19 protein-coding genes are annotated in these 14371 nt (G+C 31.3%); 10 read left to right on the forward strand and 9 right to left on the reverse strand.

Annotation, left to right across the window (positions count from 1 at the left end):
* Positions 1 to 63: 63 nt before the first annotated feature.
* From ACZ5LY_RS05985 to ACZ5LY_RS06020, 8 genes are read right to left on the reverse strand one after another with little or no spacing between them, the layout of a single operon-like run.
* Positions 64 to 756, reverse strand: coding sequence for an anaerobic ribonucleoside-triphosphate reductase activating protein (locus tag ACZ5LY_RS05985; protein WP_013413208.1), 693 nt, complete (start codon positions 754 to 756; stop codon positions 64 to 66).
* Positions 757 to 766: 10 nt separating this feature from the next.
* Positions 767 to 1867, reverse strand: coding sequence for a histidinol-phosphate transaminase (gene hisC, locus ACZ5LY_RS05990; RefSeq protein WP_464577407.1), 1101 nt, complete (start codon positions 1865 to 1867; stop codon positions 767 to 769).
* The gene (gene glmU / locus ACZ5LY_RS05995; RefSeq protein WP_013413210.1) at positions 1846 to 3153 is read right to left on the reverse strand and encodes a bifunctional sugar-1-phosphate nucleotidylyltransferase/acetyltransferase; all 1308 of its coding nucleotides are present in this window, start codon (positions 3151 to 3153) and stop codon (positions 1846 to 1848) included. Before glmU ends, hisC begins: the two co-directional genes overlap by 22 nt.
* Positions 3141 to 4499: a phosphoglucosamine mutase gene (gene glmM / locus ACZ5LY_RS06000; protein WP_013413211.1), complete on the reverse strand. Its 1359-nt coding sequence runs from the start codon at positions 4497 to 4499 to the stop codon at positions 3141 to 3143. Before glmM ends, glmU begins: the two co-directional genes overlap by 13 nt.
* Positions 4496 to 5722, reverse strand: a complete 1227-nt coding sequence (locus ACZ5LY_RS06005) for a 2,3-bisphosphoglycerate-independent phosphoglycerate mutase (protein ID WP_013413212.1) — start codon at positions 5720 to 5722, stop codon at positions 4496 to 4498. The genes glmM and ACZ5LY_RS06005 overlap by 4 nt, the downstream gene beginning before the upstream one ends.
* A gap of 35 nt (positions 5723 to 5757) precedes the next feature.
* Positions 5758 to 6426, reverse strand: coding sequence for a TIGR00297 family protein (locus tag ACZ5LY_RS06010; RefSeq protein ID WP_464577410.1), 669 nt, complete (start codon positions 6424 to 6426; stop codon positions 5758 to 5760).
* A 9-nt stretch (positions 6427 to 6435) separates the two neighbouring features.
* Entirely contained in the window at positions 6436 to 7029 is a 594-nt protein-coding gene (locus ACZ5LY_RS06015) for a 30S ribosomal protein S3ae (protein WP_013413214.1), read from the reverse strand.
* 13 nt (positions 7030 to 7042) lie between these two features.
* Entirely contained in the window at positions 7043 to 8347 is a 1305-nt protein-coding gene (locus ACZ5LY_RS06020; protein ID WP_464577412.1) for a phenylacetate--CoA ligase family protein, read from the reverse strand.
* 95 nt (positions 8348 to 8442) lie between these two features.
* Between ACZ5LY_RS06020 and ACZ5LY_RS06025 the strand changes: the two genes are divergently transcribed.
* Together ACZ5LY_RS06025 and pyrE are read left to right on the forward strand one after the other, a co-directional pair.
* Positions 8443 to 8676: a PRC-barrel domain-containing protein gene (locus tag ACZ5LY_RS06025; protein WP_013413216.1), complete on the forward strand. Its 234-nt coding sequence runs from the start codon at positions 8443 to 8445 to the stop codon at positions 8674 to 8676.
* Between the two features lie 196 nt (positions 8677 to 8872).
* Complete coding sequence (gene pyrE, locus ACZ5LY_RS06030) at positions 8873 to 9400, forward strand: orotate phosphoribosyltransferase (RefSeq protein ID WP_187286196.1); 528 nt, start codon at positions 8873 to 8875, stop codon at positions 9398 to 9400.
* A gap of 2 nt (positions 9401 to 9402) precedes the next feature.
* Here pyrE and ACZ5LY_RS06035 read toward each other — a convergent pair whose 3' ends face one another.
* The gene (locus tag ACZ5LY_RS06035) at positions 9403 to 9906 is read right to left on the reverse strand and encodes a MogA/MoaB family molybdenum cofactor biosynthesis protein (protein WP_464577415.1); all 504 of its coding nucleotides are present in this window, start codon (positions 9904 to 9906) and stop codon (positions 9403 to 9405) included.
* A 39-nt stretch (positions 9907 to 9945) separates the two neighbouring features.
* Between ACZ5LY_RS06035 and ACZ5LY_RS06040 the strand changes: the two genes are divergently transcribed.
* The 8 genes from ACZ5LY_RS06040 (at position 9946) to ACZ5LY_RS06075 (ending at position 14371) form a co-directional block, all read left to right on the forward strand.
* Positions 9946 to 10377: an ACT domain-containing protein gene (locus ACZ5LY_RS06040; RefSeq protein WP_013413219.1), complete on the forward strand. Its 432-nt coding sequence runs from the start codon at positions 9946 to 9948 to the stop codon at positions 10375 to 10377.
* Positions 10378 to 10380: 3 nt separating this feature from the next.
* Positions 10381 to 11142: a hypothetical protein gene (locus tag ACZ5LY_RS06045; protein ID WP_013413220.1), complete on the forward strand. Its 762-nt coding sequence runs from the start codon at positions 10381 to 10383 to the stop codon at positions 11140 to 11142.
* Positions 11143 to 11226: 84 nt separating this feature from the next.
* On the forward strand, positions 11227 to 11472 hold the full coding sequence (locus ACZ5LY_RS06050; protein WP_013413221.1) for a hypothetical protein: 246 nt from the start codon (positions 11227 to 11229) through the stop codon (positions 11470 to 11472).
* Between the two features lie 89 nt (positions 11473 to 11561).
* Positions 11562 to 11741, forward strand: coding sequence for a protein translocase SEC61 complex subunit gamma (locus ACZ5LY_RS06055; RefSeq protein ID WP_013413222.1), 180 nt, complete (start codon positions 11562 to 11564; stop codon positions 11739 to 11741).
* A gap of 24 nt (positions 11742 to 11765) precedes the next feature.
* Complete coding sequence (locus ACZ5LY_RS06060; protein ID WP_013413223.1) at positions 11766 to 12218, forward strand: transcription elongation factor Spt5; 453 nt, start codon at positions 11766 to 11768, stop codon at positions 12216 to 12218.
* Complete coding sequence (locus ACZ5LY_RS06065) at positions 12218 to 12700, forward strand: 50S ribosomal protein L11 (protein WP_013413224.1); 483 nt, start codon at positions 12218 to 12220, stop codon at positions 12698 to 12700. The genes ACZ5LY_RS06060 and ACZ5LY_RS06065 overlap by 1 nt, the downstream gene beginning before the upstream one ends.
* A 21-nt stretch (positions 12701 to 12721) precedes the next feature.
* Positions 12722 to 13363, forward strand: a complete 642-nt coding sequence (locus ACZ5LY_RS06070; RefSeq protein ID WP_013413225.1) for a 50S ribosomal protein L1 — start codon at positions 12722 to 12724, stop codon at positions 13361 to 13363.
* Positions 13364 to 14371, forward strand: a complete 1008-nt coding sequence (locus tag ACZ5LY_RS06075; RefSeq protein WP_464577420.1) for a 50S ribosomal protein L10 — start codon at positions 13364 to 13366, stop codon at positions 14369 to 14371.

The following is a 14371-nucleotide window of genomic DNA, read 5'->3' on the forward strand; positions in this document are numbered from 1 at the left end:
TACACCTCCTTGTTGGATCATACGGTTTTTTCGTTATATAAATTATTCCATTTTTATTAAAAACTAAATTGTGTATTCTCCTTCAATTGTTTTAATCTTTACTTTTTTTACAATGTTTTTAACAGTTTTTGCTATTTTTTTTAACTCCTCAACCTTTGGAGGTTCAATATTTTTTAGATATGGATCTAAAACTGTTTCATTTCTAAACTGCTGTAAGGTATATAAGTCACAATCTATTTCTTTTGCGATCTTCACTATGTCATTTTTTGTCATAAGTTTAGGAACATATGTAGTCCTACATTCTAAATACACTTTTGATTTATTTAATATCTTCATGCTCTCTTTAACTTCAGATCCTACATTTTTGCCAATAATTTCTTTATATTTAGTGAAAGGGGCTTTAACATCCAAACTTACATAATCTAAATACTTGATGATACTATTTAATTTCTTGGGATATATACCATTTGTGTCAAGTTTTGTTTTTAAACCTAGAGAATATGCATGTTTTAGTATTTCTTCTACTTCTTTTTCTTGAAAAAGAGGCTCACCTCCACTTAAAACTACAGCATCTATAAAATCTTTTGAAGAAGAAATTTTTCTCTTTATTGATTCAACATCAATATCTTTTCCATTTTTTAACAATTCTGGGTTATGACAATATGGACAGCGCAAAGGGCATCCAGCAAAAAAGATTACAAGTGATATTTTCTCTGGAAAATCTATTGATGAAATTAAAGATCCTCCAAATTTCATTGTCTTGCACCTAATGTAATATTTCTTTAAGAGTATCTATAAGTTTTTTATTTTCTTCGATCTTACCAACAGTTATTCTAATCCAATATTCATCTAAACCTCTAAATGAACTACAATCACGTACAATTATACCTCTTTTTAATAATTTTTCACAAATTTCTGTTGAAGTCATTCCGCTATCTCTAATATCAACTAATATAAAATTAGCATAAGACTTTAAAGGCTTAAATTCTTTAAATTTAGACAACTCCTCATATAAGTATTCTCTACTCTTTATTATGTAGTTTATAGAGTTTCGAATATATTTTTTATCTTTCAAAACTGTGAGAGCTGCTATGTAGGAAAGTCTCGTAAGACTAAATATTGGCTTAACTTTATGCATGTCACTAATTATTTCAGGGTTTGATATTCCATAACCTACGCGCATTCCTGCTAAGCCAAGAACTTTAGAAAATGTACGTAAAATTAAAATATTTGGATATTTTTCTAACAAATCTACATTGCTAATACCTGCAAACTCAAAATATGCTTCATCTACAATGACCAATGCTGAAGTTGACTCAAGAATTTTTTTTATTTCTTTTTTATCTATTAAGCCACCAGTTGGATTATTGGGAGAACACAAGAATATCAATTTTGTTTTATTTGTGATTTTTTCAAGGACAGAGTCTACATTCAATTTATTTTTTTTAATATCCCAAGATGCAGGTACAAGTTTTGCACCATAAGGTTTTAAAGCATATTCATAATATGTGTAAGAAGGTAGTGGCACAATAAATTCATCTCCTGGCTCTATAAAAGTTTTACCAAGCAAATCAATTATCTCATCTGCTCCATCTCCACCCACTATAATCTCGTTTTCTGATACACCTGAATATGAAGCAATGGCCTTTTTGAGATCATTTATATTTGATTCTGGATATCTATGAATCTCATGAAGATTTTGTTTTATAGCATCAATAACTTTTGGAGAAGGTCCTAATGGATTTTCATTTGACCCTAATTTTATAATATCGTTTTTTTTCAACCCATATTTTTTAGCTATTTCTTCTATAGATTTTCCAGGAACGTATGGATTTATTTTCTCTATTATTTTTCTTTTTTTGACCATGAAGAATCACTTTTTAAGAAATTGTCAACTATTTGCTTTTCTTGTTGTACTATAACTGCCTTATTAGAATCAACGTCTTCATCTATTAATGCATTAGGCCATATAACTGAATCCATGCCTATCTTAACCCCGGGATTAAATCCAGAATTTATGCCTGTTTTTACATTATCACCAAAAACAGCTCCTAATTTTCTACGGGAAGTAGATACTCTTTCACCTTTTACATTCATTTTAACAGGTTTGTCATTGAATTTAAGATTGGCAATATTAGTTCCAGCTCCAAAATTACAATTAGCACCGATTATAGAATCTCCAACATAAGAGAGATGATTAATATTTGTATTTTCCATTATTATTGAATTCTTTATTTCTACAGCATTCCCAATACTTACACCATCATATATACAAGTATATGCTCTTATATAACAATTTGGCCCAATATCACAATTTTTTCCTATATAAACAGGTCCTTGTATATAAGTGCCAGATCTAACAATTGTACCTCGGCCTATCACTACTGGACCTTTAATATGTACATTCTCTTCGACTTCACCTTCAATTTTTGTTTTAATATTTTTCATCATTTCCTCATTAGCATTGAGGAGTTCCCATGGTCTACCTATATCTATCCATCTTTTTTTAGATACAAAACCCCTAACATCTATCCCATCTTTGATTTCCATCATAATACTGTCAGTTATCTCATATTCACCACGTGGAGATTTCTGAGTTTTTTCAATATAATTGAAAATTATAGGATTAAAAATATATATTCCTGCATTTGCAAGATCACTTGGTGCCTCTTCAGGTTTTGGCTTTTCAATTATATTCTTAACTTTGTCATCTTCTAATTCTACAATGCCAAAAGAACTAGGATCTTTGACTTTTGTTAAAAGAAGAAGAGTATCAGGCGTATTTCTTTCATAATAATTGATAACTTCTTTAATTAAATTTGGGTCTGTTATTACATCACCATTTACAACTATAAATTCCTCATCAATTACATTTTTTCCTTTTCCAATAGCATGAGCAGTACCTAATTGTTTTTCTTGAATCAAATATGATAATTTTACACCAAATTCTTTACCATCCGCAAAATACTTCTTTATTACATTTTTTTTATAACCTACAACTAAAAATATTTCGTCGATCCCTGCGTCCCTTATAGATTCAATATTATATTGAAGTATTGGTTTCCCAGAAATTGGCAACATTGTTTTAGGACGTGTCAATGTTAGTGGTCGCATTCTAGTTCCTTCTCCAGCCGTTAATATCATTGCTTGCATGAAACCACCGTATTTATTGCTTTTTTTACGATAGAATGAACCTTATTATATATGTTTTTTAATTTATTTTTGTCCCTACTTTCAGCTCTAATTCTGATGTAAGGTTCTGTACCAGACGGTCTAACTAATATCCAACTTTTATCTTTCAAAGTTATTCTGATTCCATCGATTTTGTCTATTTTAGCTTTTGGAAATTCATTCTTTAGTTTTGGTTCTATTATTTTCATGACTTCTTTTTTATGCATGTCAGGACATTGTATTTTGTCTCTAATATTAGGATATGATGGAATCTCTGCTAGTAAATCAGATAAATTCCCTTCTTTGTCTATAACTTCAACAACGCGTAGTGCAGAAAAAATACCATCCGGAGTAAGAGAAAAAGTAGGATGTATCCATGTGCCAGATGGTTCACCACCAAAGCTTGCATTATGCTTCATTATTTCATTAGCAACATTTACATCTCCAACTTTGGTTCTGATAACCTTTCCACCAATTTCTTCCATACATTCTTCAATGCACAATGATGCATCAACTGTTGTAACTATGGTTCCTCCATATTTTTTGGAAACTAAAGCTAACAATTTATCAAAATCTGCAATTTTTCCTTCGTCAGTTACTATAACTGCTCTATCAGCGTCCCCATCATGTGCAATTCCAATATCTGCTCCAACTGCCTTAACAGTCTCCATTAAATCTTTTAAATTTTCTTCTGTAGGCTCTGGATTTCTACCTGGGAAAAATCCATCTGGCTGACAATTTAAAGTAATTACTTCACATCCAAGTTCTCTTAAGACATAAGGAGTTACATAAGATGCAGCTCCACAACCAGCATCCACTACAACTTTTAACTCATTTTTTATATCTATAGAATTTATTAAATCAGTTTTATAATCTTCTATTATCTTTGCATCTTTAATATTGCCAATTTTATCCCATTCTTTTTCATCAAAATCATTATCATGAATTATTCTTTCAATTTCATCTTCTTGTGAAGGTGTATAAGCCATTCCATTGGCATTCCAGGCCTTTATGCCATTATATTCTGGTGGGTTATGGGAAGCAGTTATCATGACACCAGTATCTGCATTAAGTTTTTTGACAGCATATCCTAATGCTGGTGTAGGTACCATTCCAATTCTTATAACTTTAGATCCACATTCCATTAAGCCTGCTGCAACAGCACTAACTAGCATTTCACTTGAAGTCCTTGGATCATGTCCAATTACAATTTTACCTCCACCAACATAAGTTGCAATTGCTTTTCCGACCTTTAGTGCTAATTCAGACGTGATTTTTGATCTAATCTTCCCTCTTATTCCAGAGGTTCCAAATAATGACATGCTCATGCCCCAAACTTTTCACTTCTATTGGTTAAATCTAAAATTATGTTCATTATATCTGAACCTTTGATTCTGCCCAAACCACCTTTAGATGCAGAAATTTCATCAAATCTTTTGACATCGTCAATCCTTACACCAGGACATCTTATAACTATTGGAACAGGATCTCCAGTATGATCTTTTACAGAAACTGGAGTTGTGTGGTCTGCGGTAAGTACCAAACATATATCCTCACAATTTAAAATTTTACTAATTACAACTTCATCAATTCTCTCTATAAATTCTTTTTTCTCTTCAAAATTTCCATCATGTCCAGCTTCATCAGCTCCATCAATATTAACCAGTAGAAAATCATATTTATCTAAAGTACTGAGTATAGTTTTTACGATAGAATTTAAATCCGTATCTGTACCTCCTGTTGCTGTAGGAACTTCAATAACATCCATACCTGCTAACCTGGCAATCCCCATAATAAGACCAGTCTCTGCAATACAGGCGGCCTTAAGATTATACTTTTCACAAAAGTTTTCTAATGAAGGTACCTTTCCTCCACCCCTAGGCAATATTATATTAGCAGGTTTTTTTCCTTCCTTTATTCGTTTTAAATTTATTGGATGCTTCTCAAGCAACTTATAAGAATTTTTAACAAATTTGTTTAGTATTGAAGCTGTAAATTTTGCTTCAAATGAATCATCCAATGGTTTTACATCTTTCACGCGTTTATTTTCAACTTTTGGATCTGCATCAGTAATTTTATCAGATAAATTTTCTCCACGTAAAACTAAAACTGCTCTATGTCCAGTTGATTCTTTAAATATTATCTCTACATCTTCTTCTAATTTCATGGAATTGATAGTTTCAGCTAATTTGTCAGTGCCTTCTCTTATTCTATCAGCTCTTCTATCTAATACAACAAAATTTTCATCTACTGTAGCAAAATTACATCTAAATGCAATATCTCCTGGTTTTACATCAACTCCTACTCCAGCTGCCTCAAATGGTCCCCTGCCTGTATAAACTTTATATGGATCATAACCCAATATTGAAAGATGCGCTGTATCACTTCCTACACGTATACCTGGTGATATTGGGTCCATTATACCATTTATTCCCTCTTCAGCAATTTTATCCATATTGGGTGTTTTTGCAGCTTGAAGCGGTGTTTTATAATCATTTTCTTTTGTAGGTCGATCTGCCATTCCATCAATTATTAATATTATGCACTTCATTCTTCAACACCTTTTTTACACTTTAGAAGGAAAAATTACATGAGCATTATTCCGGTAATTGCACCAACTAAAGTAGCAAGAAAATTAACTTCTTCATTTGTTAAATAATTTTTTCTTTCGAATGTAGCTCCTAAAAAACTATCTGTGAAAGACCCTATTATTCCAGAAATTATTGCTACTTTTAAAGACAATAAAATATTTGGACAGACATTAAGAAAATATGCAGAAATTCCTATTATTGCTGCTCCAACAATTCCAATAACAGTGCCCAGTATAGATACTCCTCCATCAGTACCTGGAGGCACTTTCTTCAAATTTGTTATAAGTCTTGGTTTTTGTATGATACCTATTTCACTTGCCATCGTGTCTGCAGTAGCAGCTGCTATAGATCCTATAAATCCACCTACGAACCTATCATATCTGCCAAGTATTGCCATTGCAACTGGTACGATTCCATTGGATAAAACATTTTTCATAGATCTTTTCTTCTCATATATACCTAATTTTTTCTTGTATTCTTTTTGATATTTTGTCGAAATTATTCCTAAAATTAAAAAAATAAATAAAATTAAAAGCCAATTAAATCCTGCAGCAAACAGAATTAAGAGTCCCAAAACTACCATTAACACAGAACCTGCTAAGTCTAAATCTTTTCTTATATATGTTATGATGCCAATGCTAATACAAAAGAATATATCCCACATTACAATTCCCTATTTTTCTTCAGGTTCGCTTAAAACCTTCGTTTTTATAATTTCTACTCTCCTAATTGGATATATGACTTTAGCACTTTCCTGTACTTCGGAAGATATTTTACCATCTATCATATCTTTAATAAACTCTTCTAGTGTTCTTTCAGCGGCTAACTCTAACACTTTTTCTTGTGCAATACGTCTAATTTCTCTTTGTTGTGAAGTTTTAGTACGTCTTGCTGTTATTATTAAAGTATAAACTTTTATCTTGTATCCATCTTTGGTATTAACAATCACTGGTGCATCGACCCTACTTGTTCCCCTTCTAATTAAACTTCTTACATAGTCAGTTGTCATTTCATGTCCAATGTATTTTGTTTTTGCAACATCTCCTGTAACATCGTTTATTCTAAATTTTAACTTCATGTATTGTTTTGAAAAATCACCTGTTAATTCTCTTACAGTTGCTTCTACAGTTCTGTTAACAACTAAATCTGGAGACCTAGCAGGTGTTAATCCTATTTCTTTTTCTCCAAAATATTTTGGACTGAGAATAGTATACCATTTTTTCTCTTTCCATGTGTCTCTTGCTCTTCGTCTCCTTACCCTTGCCATATTTATCACCTCTCTATGAATTGAATTTTCTCTTATCAATAACTCTTACGGCCTTACCTTCACTTCTTGGTAAAGTTCCTGGTTCTACTAATGTTACATTTACTCGTAACCCTATCTCTTCATGTACAACTTTTTCAATTTTTTTCTTAATTTTTTCCATTTCTTTAACTTCATCTGAAAACAATTCAGGAGATGTTTCAACGCGAATTTCCATTTCATCTAAATAATGGGGCCTAGTTATCACAATTTGATAATGAGGTTCCAGGCCATCCACCTTTAAAAGTGCTTTCTCAATTTGTGATGGGAATACCATTACACCTCTTACCTTTATCATGTCATCAGTTCTTCCAGTTATTCTACTTATTCTTCTCAATGTCCTTCCACATTTACATTCATCATCAAACAATGAAGTTATATCTCTTGTTCTAAATCTTATCATTGGCATTGCCTCTTTTGTCAATGTTGTAATAACCAATTCTCCTTTTTCTCCAGGTGGTAGTCTTTTCCCAGTTTTTGGATCTATTATTTCTGGATAAAAATGATCTTCAAATATATGAAGACCTGTTTTTTGCATGCATTCTTGTGCAACCCCTGGACCTATAATTTCTGTCAAACCATATATATTAAGTGCTGTCAAACCTAAACGATTTTCAATTTTTTTTCTCATTTCTTCTGTCCACATTTCAGCTCCAAATATTCCAATTCTTAAGTTTATATCATCTAAACTTAAACCTTCTTTTTTCAAAGTCTCAGCTAAATATAACGCATAGGATGGTGTACAGGTAAGCACAGTTGTCCCAAAATCTCGCATAACTTCAATTTGTCGTTTTGTATTACCTGTAGATATTGGAATTACCATTGCTCCTATCTTTTGGGCACCATAGTGAACCCCTAAGCCACCTGTAAACAATCCATATCCATATGCATTTTGTATTAAGTCTTTGCTTGTGACTGATGCCATAGATAATGCTCTTGCCATTACTTCAGACCATATTTCAATGTCTTTCTCAGTATAACCAGCTACTGTTGGCTTACCTGTTGTACCAGATGTTGTATGTATTTCAACAATTTCCTTTTTTGGAACTGCAAACATTCCAAATGGATATGCCTTGCGAAGATCCTCTTTTGTTGTGAAAGGTAATTTTTCTAGATCATCTAATGTTTCAATATCTTCAGGTTCTATCCCTAAACTATCAAATTTATCTTTGTAATATGGAACATTTTCATAAGCTCTAACTAAAGTTTCTTCAAGTCTTTTCAACTGTAATTCTTCAAGTTCCTCTCTTTCCATAAATTCTACTTCATATTTCCAAGCCACAATGGACACTCTCCCAAAAATTTAATTATGATAATCTTTATAAATCTCTTTTATGTAGTTTCGACACAAATATTTTATTTGGGAGGTAATATAATATGAGAGTAGTGGAAGAGATAATAGGTAAAGAGGTTCTAGATGATTCTGCGACAGTAATAGGTAAAGTTAAAGATGTTGAAATAGATATTGAAACAAATACGGTTGATGCATTGATACTTGGGAAAGGTAGTATATCTGAAGGATTAGGGTTATCTAAGAATGAGACAATAGTGCCATATGAAATGGTTGATAAAATTGGTGATAAGATATTGTTAAAAGGAACATTGAAATAAAAATTTTTCCCATTTATTTTTTAATTTTTTTGAGGGATTCTGTGTGGAAGTAAAAGGTATTTGCAACATTTGTGGAAATGTAGGAATACTTCATACCTGTAGGTTGTGTGGGAGACTTGTATGTGGGGAATGTTACATACCTGCAGCAGGACTTTGTAGAATATGCTACAAAAAACCAGGTAGAAGAATCAAAAATATAAATGATAAAGACATGTTAATAAATTTATTTAAAGAAAAAAACGTTGTTAAATTTGGAAATTTCACATTATCTTCTGGAAAAAAAAGTAACTATTATATAAATGTAAAAGGAGCAATCACTTATCCAAAAATTTTAAAAATTTTAACAAACATTATAGTAAAGAAAATAAAAGATTTAGATATCCAAAAAATAGCTGGACCAGCAGTTGGTGCGATTCCAATAATTACTGCAGTATCATTGAAGGCAAATATACCATTTGTTATTATAAGAAAGAAAAAAAAGAAATATGGAACATCTAAACTTGTGGAAGGAGATCTAAGTAAGAATGATAAAGTTGTAGTGATTGAAGATGTAACAACCACAGGAAATTCATTATTGAGGTCTATTAGGATTATTGAAGATGCAGGAGCTAAAGTTGAAAGAGCAATAGTTGTTGTAGATCGTGGTGAAGGTGCAATAGAGAAATTTAAAAAAGAAGGCATCAAATTGGATGTTATTTTAACAGCTGATGAGCTTATGGATTAATATTATTCTCTCACATGCTTGACAAAATGTCCTAATTCATCTATTATAAGGTTTACACCAAGTTTTACAGCATTTGGTGAACCAGGTAATGCAAAAATGAGAGTTTTGTTGTAAATACCAGCGGTTGAACGTGTAAGTATTACACCACTACCCAATCGTTTGTAAGATTCATATCTAAATATTTCTCCAAAACCTTCTAATTCTTTCTCAAAAATTTCCCTTAAAGTTTCTATTGTAATATCTCTATTACTAATTCCTGTTCCTCCAGTTGTAAAAATGACATCAACGTCATTGGCTAATTTTTTTATTAAAGATTTTAACATTTTTGAATCATCTGGGATTATATAGTATTCTTTTACAATATGTTTTTCATTCAAAGCATTTATCAATATTTTACCAGACTTATCTTGTTTTTTGTTTTTTATACTATCACTTAATGTTATAACAGCGCAAGTTACCTTCTTAGGAGCTTCTTTTTTATGCTGCAACATACTTTTAGATTTCATAGTGAAATTTATATAAAGAATATATAAAACATTTTAACCATGACATTAAAGCAAGTATCAGTATTTTTGGAAAATAAAAGAGGTAGATTAAGGAAAGCAGTTCATGCATTAGCTAAAGCTAATATAAATATAAGAGCGTTATCAATAGCAGATACTTCAGAATTTGGAATTTTAAGGATGATAGTTACAAAACCAAAATTGGCAAAAGAAGTTCTTGAAAAAAACAATTTTGTTGCTAAATTAAACGATGTAATAGCTGTTGAAGTACCAGATGAACCTGGTGGACTTGACTCCGTATTAAAAATACTTGAAGATGCCAAAATAAATGTTGAATATTTATATGCATTTGTAGAGAAAAAAGGTGAAAAAGCAATTGTAGTAATAAGAATAGATGACATTGATAAAGGATTAGAAGCTTTAAATAAAGCTAATATACCGACAATTTCCGCAAAAGAAATATCCTCACTTTGAAACATGAAATGGAAAATCTTTATCATAATTTTATTATTTGCAATTTTATTATTTTTCTACAAAAGTTCTCACATCATTAGAGAGAAGAGTAGTGGGGCAACACATTACACGCAAATTTATGGAGAAACGAAAATAGATGTTTATAAATTTAAGAGTGATAAAGAAGGGCCAAAAGTTGCATTTATACTTGGAATTCATCCATATGAATGGGAAGCCCATAAGGCATTTTATGATGCAATAAAAAAATATACATCGTCTCAAAAATTTAAAGGAGAAATAGATGTTTATTGGATTCATGTTCCTGATCAATATGCTAAAAATTGGAAAGCTGGAAGAGATTTTGGAAATAGAGCTGCAAACAAATATTTAGTGCCAATGATAAAAAAAGAAAGATATTCAGCTATTTTTGATATACATAGTGGATGGGAAGGATGGCCTTATTATGGAAGGCCAAAATGGTTTATACTTCATCCACCTACAAAAGAAGGGAAATCTTTAGCTACAAATATTACAAAAAATATCAATTGGATAAAAATACTTGGAAATTGTTCAGAAAATAAAGAATGCGTAAGTTATTGGGTTGAAATGCCTATTGCAAAAAATAAAATACCGATAGTTATACTAGAGTGGGGATATTGTGAACCAGAGAAATTATGGATAAAATATAAAAAAGTAAATTTAAATGCGACTACTCCTGGAGAGTATGAAGACAAAGTAACACATGCACTGATTTTTTTAAATAATTTGGATAAAATAATTGGATAAAACAATTAAATTTGGTTTTAAAAACTTTATATTGTTTAATTACCAAATATTTATTTGAATATGTTGTGATTGGAGATGTTAATAATGGATGCTAAAAAAATTTTAGAAGATTTTAAACCTAAATTAGTTCTTGACACTCCGTGTAACAAACCTTTCATCGTTTTTGGAGAATCTCTAGGTAAATCTTGGAGTATAAGAATTTTTGCTGACAGAGGAAAATTTATAGTTCAATGTATTGATGGAGATGGAAATCTTTATGTAACTAAACTCACTGCAAAAGAAAGAGATGATTTTCTCTTAAACAAAGTCTTTAAAACTAAGGCACGTTAAATATCTAAAAAACCAAAAATTTATATATAAAGAAATTACTATACAGAAAAAATATCATAGCTATTTTTTTGATTCTTTTAGGTGATTTCATGAATATCAAAGAAGTGGTTTTAAAATTTACCAAAGATGCAAAAAGAGTTTTATATGTCTCAAGAAAACCTAGAAAAGAGGAATATTTAAGTGTCGCCAAAGTAACAGGACTTGGAATAATAATAATAGGAGTAATAGGTTTTATTATAAATATGATTGTTGCTCTCATGGGTGGTTAAAATTTATATAGAGAGGCTGTGTCAATGAAATCAAAAATATATGCTCTCAAGACTTCAGCAGGACAGGAAAAAAATGTTGCAAGAATGTTAACTAAAAAAGTAAAAAATAGTGATATAGATATTTCAGCCATTTTAGTGTCAGAATCATTAAAAGGATATATATTAGTTGAATCATCTTCAAAATTAGACATGAGAAACCCAATATTTCGAATGCCTCACCTAAGAGGCATTGTTGAAGGTTCTGTGAAGTTTAAAGAAATAGAAAAATTTTTAAAACCAGAACCTATAGTTACATCAATTAAGAGAGGTAGTATAGTGGAACTTATTGCTGGTCCTTTTAAAGGAGAAAGAGCAAAAGTTATCAGAGTTGATGAATCTAAGGAAGAAGTAGTTTTAGAACTTATAGAGGCCGCTGTGCCAATACCAGTAACTGTTAAGGCTGATCAAGTTAGAATAGTACAGAAGGAGGCAGACTGATGCCTAAAGAAACAGTCGAAGTTTTAATAGAAGGTGGAAAAGCAACGCCAGGACCTCCTCTTGGACCTTCATTAGGCCCATATGGAGTTAATATAAAAGAAGTTGTCGATGAGATAAATAAGAAGACTGCTGACTTTAAAGGAATGAAAGTGCCTGTGAAAGTTATAATAGACACTGAAACAAGAGAATTTGAAATTAAGGTAGGTACACCACCAACAAGTGCACTTATAATGAATGAATTAAATATTGAAAAAGGATCTTCAGATCCAGGAGCAGAAAAGGTCGGTGACTTGTCAATTAAACAAGTTATAAAAATAGCAAAAATGAAATTTGATTCATTATTAGCTAAAGATTATAAAGCTGCTGCAAAAGAAATATTAGGAACATGTTTAAGCATGGGAGTAACGGTTGAAGGTAAAGATCCTAGAGAGGTCCAAAAAGAAATTGACGAAGGAAAATATGATGAATTCTTTGAGGAGTAATATTACCAGTGGTGAATTAAGATGGATAACGATAACATCGTAAATGCAATAAAAGAAGCAAAAAAGATAAGTAAAAAAAGAAATTTTAAAGAATCTATGGATTTAATTGTAAATCTTAAAGATGTGGACGTGAGTGATCCTGAGAAAAGATTTAACGAAGAAGTTGTTTTGCCAAAGGGTCGCGGAAAAAAAATTAAAATTGCCGTTATAGCAGATGGTGAATTAGCTATAAATGCTAAAAATGCTGGAGCAGATTTAGTAATAGATAAAGAAATGTTGGAAGAATTAGGAAAAAATCGTAGAAAGGCGAAAAAAATTGCAAAAAAATATGAATTCTTCCTTGCACAAGCAGATTTAATGCCAAGGGTAGGTAGATTCCTTGGACCAGTACTTGGACCACGAAATAAAATGCCAAAACCCGTGCCACCCAATGTAGATATAGAGCCGATAATAAAAAGATTAAGAAATACTGTGAGAATCAGAGTGAAAGATCAGCCAGTAGTGCATACAGTTGTAGGAACTAGAGATATGGACAGTGAGGATTTAGCTGAGAATGTAAAAGCAGTGCTTAATGCAATAAAACGTAATTTAGAAAAAGGAGAATCACAAATAGGGTCAGTGTATATTAAAACAACTATGGGACCAACAGTAAAGGTGATGTAGATGGCCCATGTAGCTGAATGGAAAATAAGAGAGGTTGAAGAACTTAAAAATTTAATTGATCAATATCCTGTAATTGGTATTGCTAATTTAGTAGGTATTCCAGCCAAACAACTACAACAGATAAGAAATAAACTAAGAGGCGAAGCTGTAATCAGAGTATCTAAAAAGACATTGATAAAAATTGCATTAGAAAAAAGTAATAAAGATGGTGTTAAAGATTTAAGTAAATATATGGAAGGTCAGGTAGCACTCATACTTACAAAGATGAATCCATTTAAATTATATAAATTACTTGATGAAAGCAAAACTCCTGCACCAGCTAAACCTGGAGCGATAGCACCTAATGATATAGTAGTGCCTAAGTGTAATACCGGACTTGATCCAGGTCCAATATTAGGAGAATTACAACAAGCAGGAATTCCTGCTAAAATTGAAGGTGGTAAAATAGTTATAACAGATGAGACGGTAGTTGTAAAAGCTGGAGAAGAAATACCACCTAAAATCGCGGAAATATTAAACAGGTTAGATATTCAACCATTAGAAATTGGAGTAGATTTAATAGCTGTTTATGAAGATGGAGATATTTACACAGCAGATATCTTAAGTATTGATGAAGAGAAAACAATTTCCGATATACAAAAAGCATATAGGCATGCATTTAACTTATCAGTAAATGCTCCAATATATGTAAAGGAAACAATGCCTTACATATTACAGAATGCAGCTGCTAAAGCATTTAACTTATCAGTAAATGCTGGCATAATAACTTCCAAGACAATACCTTTATTACTTTCAAAAGCATATAATCAGATGGTATCATTGGCATCAACAATAAGTAAAATAAAAGCCGAAGCTTTAGATGAGGATTTAAGTAAAAGAATAAAACGTAAAGGTAAAGTCACTAAAAAGAAAACCAAAAAGAAAGAAAAAGAAGAAAAAGAGGAAGAGAAGGAAGAAAAAGAAGAGGAAGAAGAAGCAGCTGCAGGATTAGGAGCATTATTTGGATAA

Source organism: Methanothermus sociabilis, from assembly GCF_055392295.1.

Coding starts and splice junctions, on each gene's coding strand:
- ACZ5LY_RS06060 (WP_013413223.1), top strand. CDS start 11,766: ATGAAATCAAAAATATATGCTCTCAAGACTTCAGCAGGACAGGAAAAA.
- ACZ5LY_RS06025 (WP_013413216.1), top strand. CDS start 8,443: ATGAGAGTAGTGGAAGAGATAATAGGTAAAGAGGTTCTAGATGATTCT.
- ACZ5LY_RS06070 (WP_013413225.1), top strand. CDS start 12,722: ATGGATAACGATAACATCGTAAATGCAATAAAAGAAGCAAAAAAGATA.
- ACZ5LY_RS06055 (WP_013413222.1), top strand. CDS start 11,562: ATGAATATCAAAGAAGTGGTTTTAAAATTTACCAAAGATGCAAAAAGA.
- ACZ5LY_RS06015 (WP_013413214.1), bottom strand. CDS start 7,029: ATGGCAAGGGTAAGGAGACGAAGAGCAAGAGACACATGGAAAGAGAAA.
- ACZ5LY_RS05985 (WP_013413208.1), bottom strand. CDS start 756: ATGAAATTTGGAGGATCTTTAATTTCATCAATAGATTTTCCAGAGAAA.
- ACZ5LY_RS06010 (WP_464577410.1), bottom strand. CDS start 6,426: ATGTGGGATATATTCTTTTGTATTAGCATTGGCATCATAACATATATA.
- ACZ5LY_RS06065 (WP_013413224.1), top strand. CDS start 12,218: ATGCCTAAAGAAACAGTCGAAGTTTTAATAGAAGGTGGAAAAGCAACG.
- ACZ5LY_RS06075 (WP_464577420.1), top strand. CDS start 13,364: ATGGCCCATGTAGCTGAATGGAAAATAAGAGAGGTTGAAGAACTTAAA.
- glmM (WP_013413211.1), bottom strand. CDS start 4,499: ATGAGCATGTCATTATTTGGAACCTCTGGAATAAGAGGGAAGATTAGA.
- hisC (WP_464577407.1), bottom strand. CDS start 1,867: ATGGTCAAAAAAAGAAAAATAATAGAGAAAATAAATCCATACGTTCCT.
- ACZ5LY_RS06040 (WP_013413219.1), top strand. CDS start 9,946: ATGACATTAAAGCAAGTATCAGTATTTTTGGAAAATAAAAGAGGTAGA.
- ACZ5LY_RS06050 (WP_013413221.1), top strand. CDS start 11,227: ATGGATGCTAAAAAAATTTTAGAAGATTTTAAACCTAAATTAGTTCTT.
- ACZ5LY_RS06035 (WP_464577415.1), bottom strand. CDS start 9,906: ATGAAATCTAAAAGTATGTTGCAGCATAAAAAAGAAGCTCCTAAGAAG.
- ACZ5LY_RS06005 (WP_013413212.1), bottom strand. CDS start 5,722: ATGAAGTGCATAATATTAATAATTGATGGAATGGCAGATCGACCTACA.
- glmU (WP_013413210.1), bottom strand. CDS start 3,153: ATGCAAGCAATGATATTAACGGCTGGAGAAGGAACTAGAATGCGACCA.
- ACZ5LY_RS06045 (WP_013413220.1), top strand. CDS start 10,381: ATGAAATGGAAAATCTTTATCATAATTTTATTATTTGCAATTTTATTA.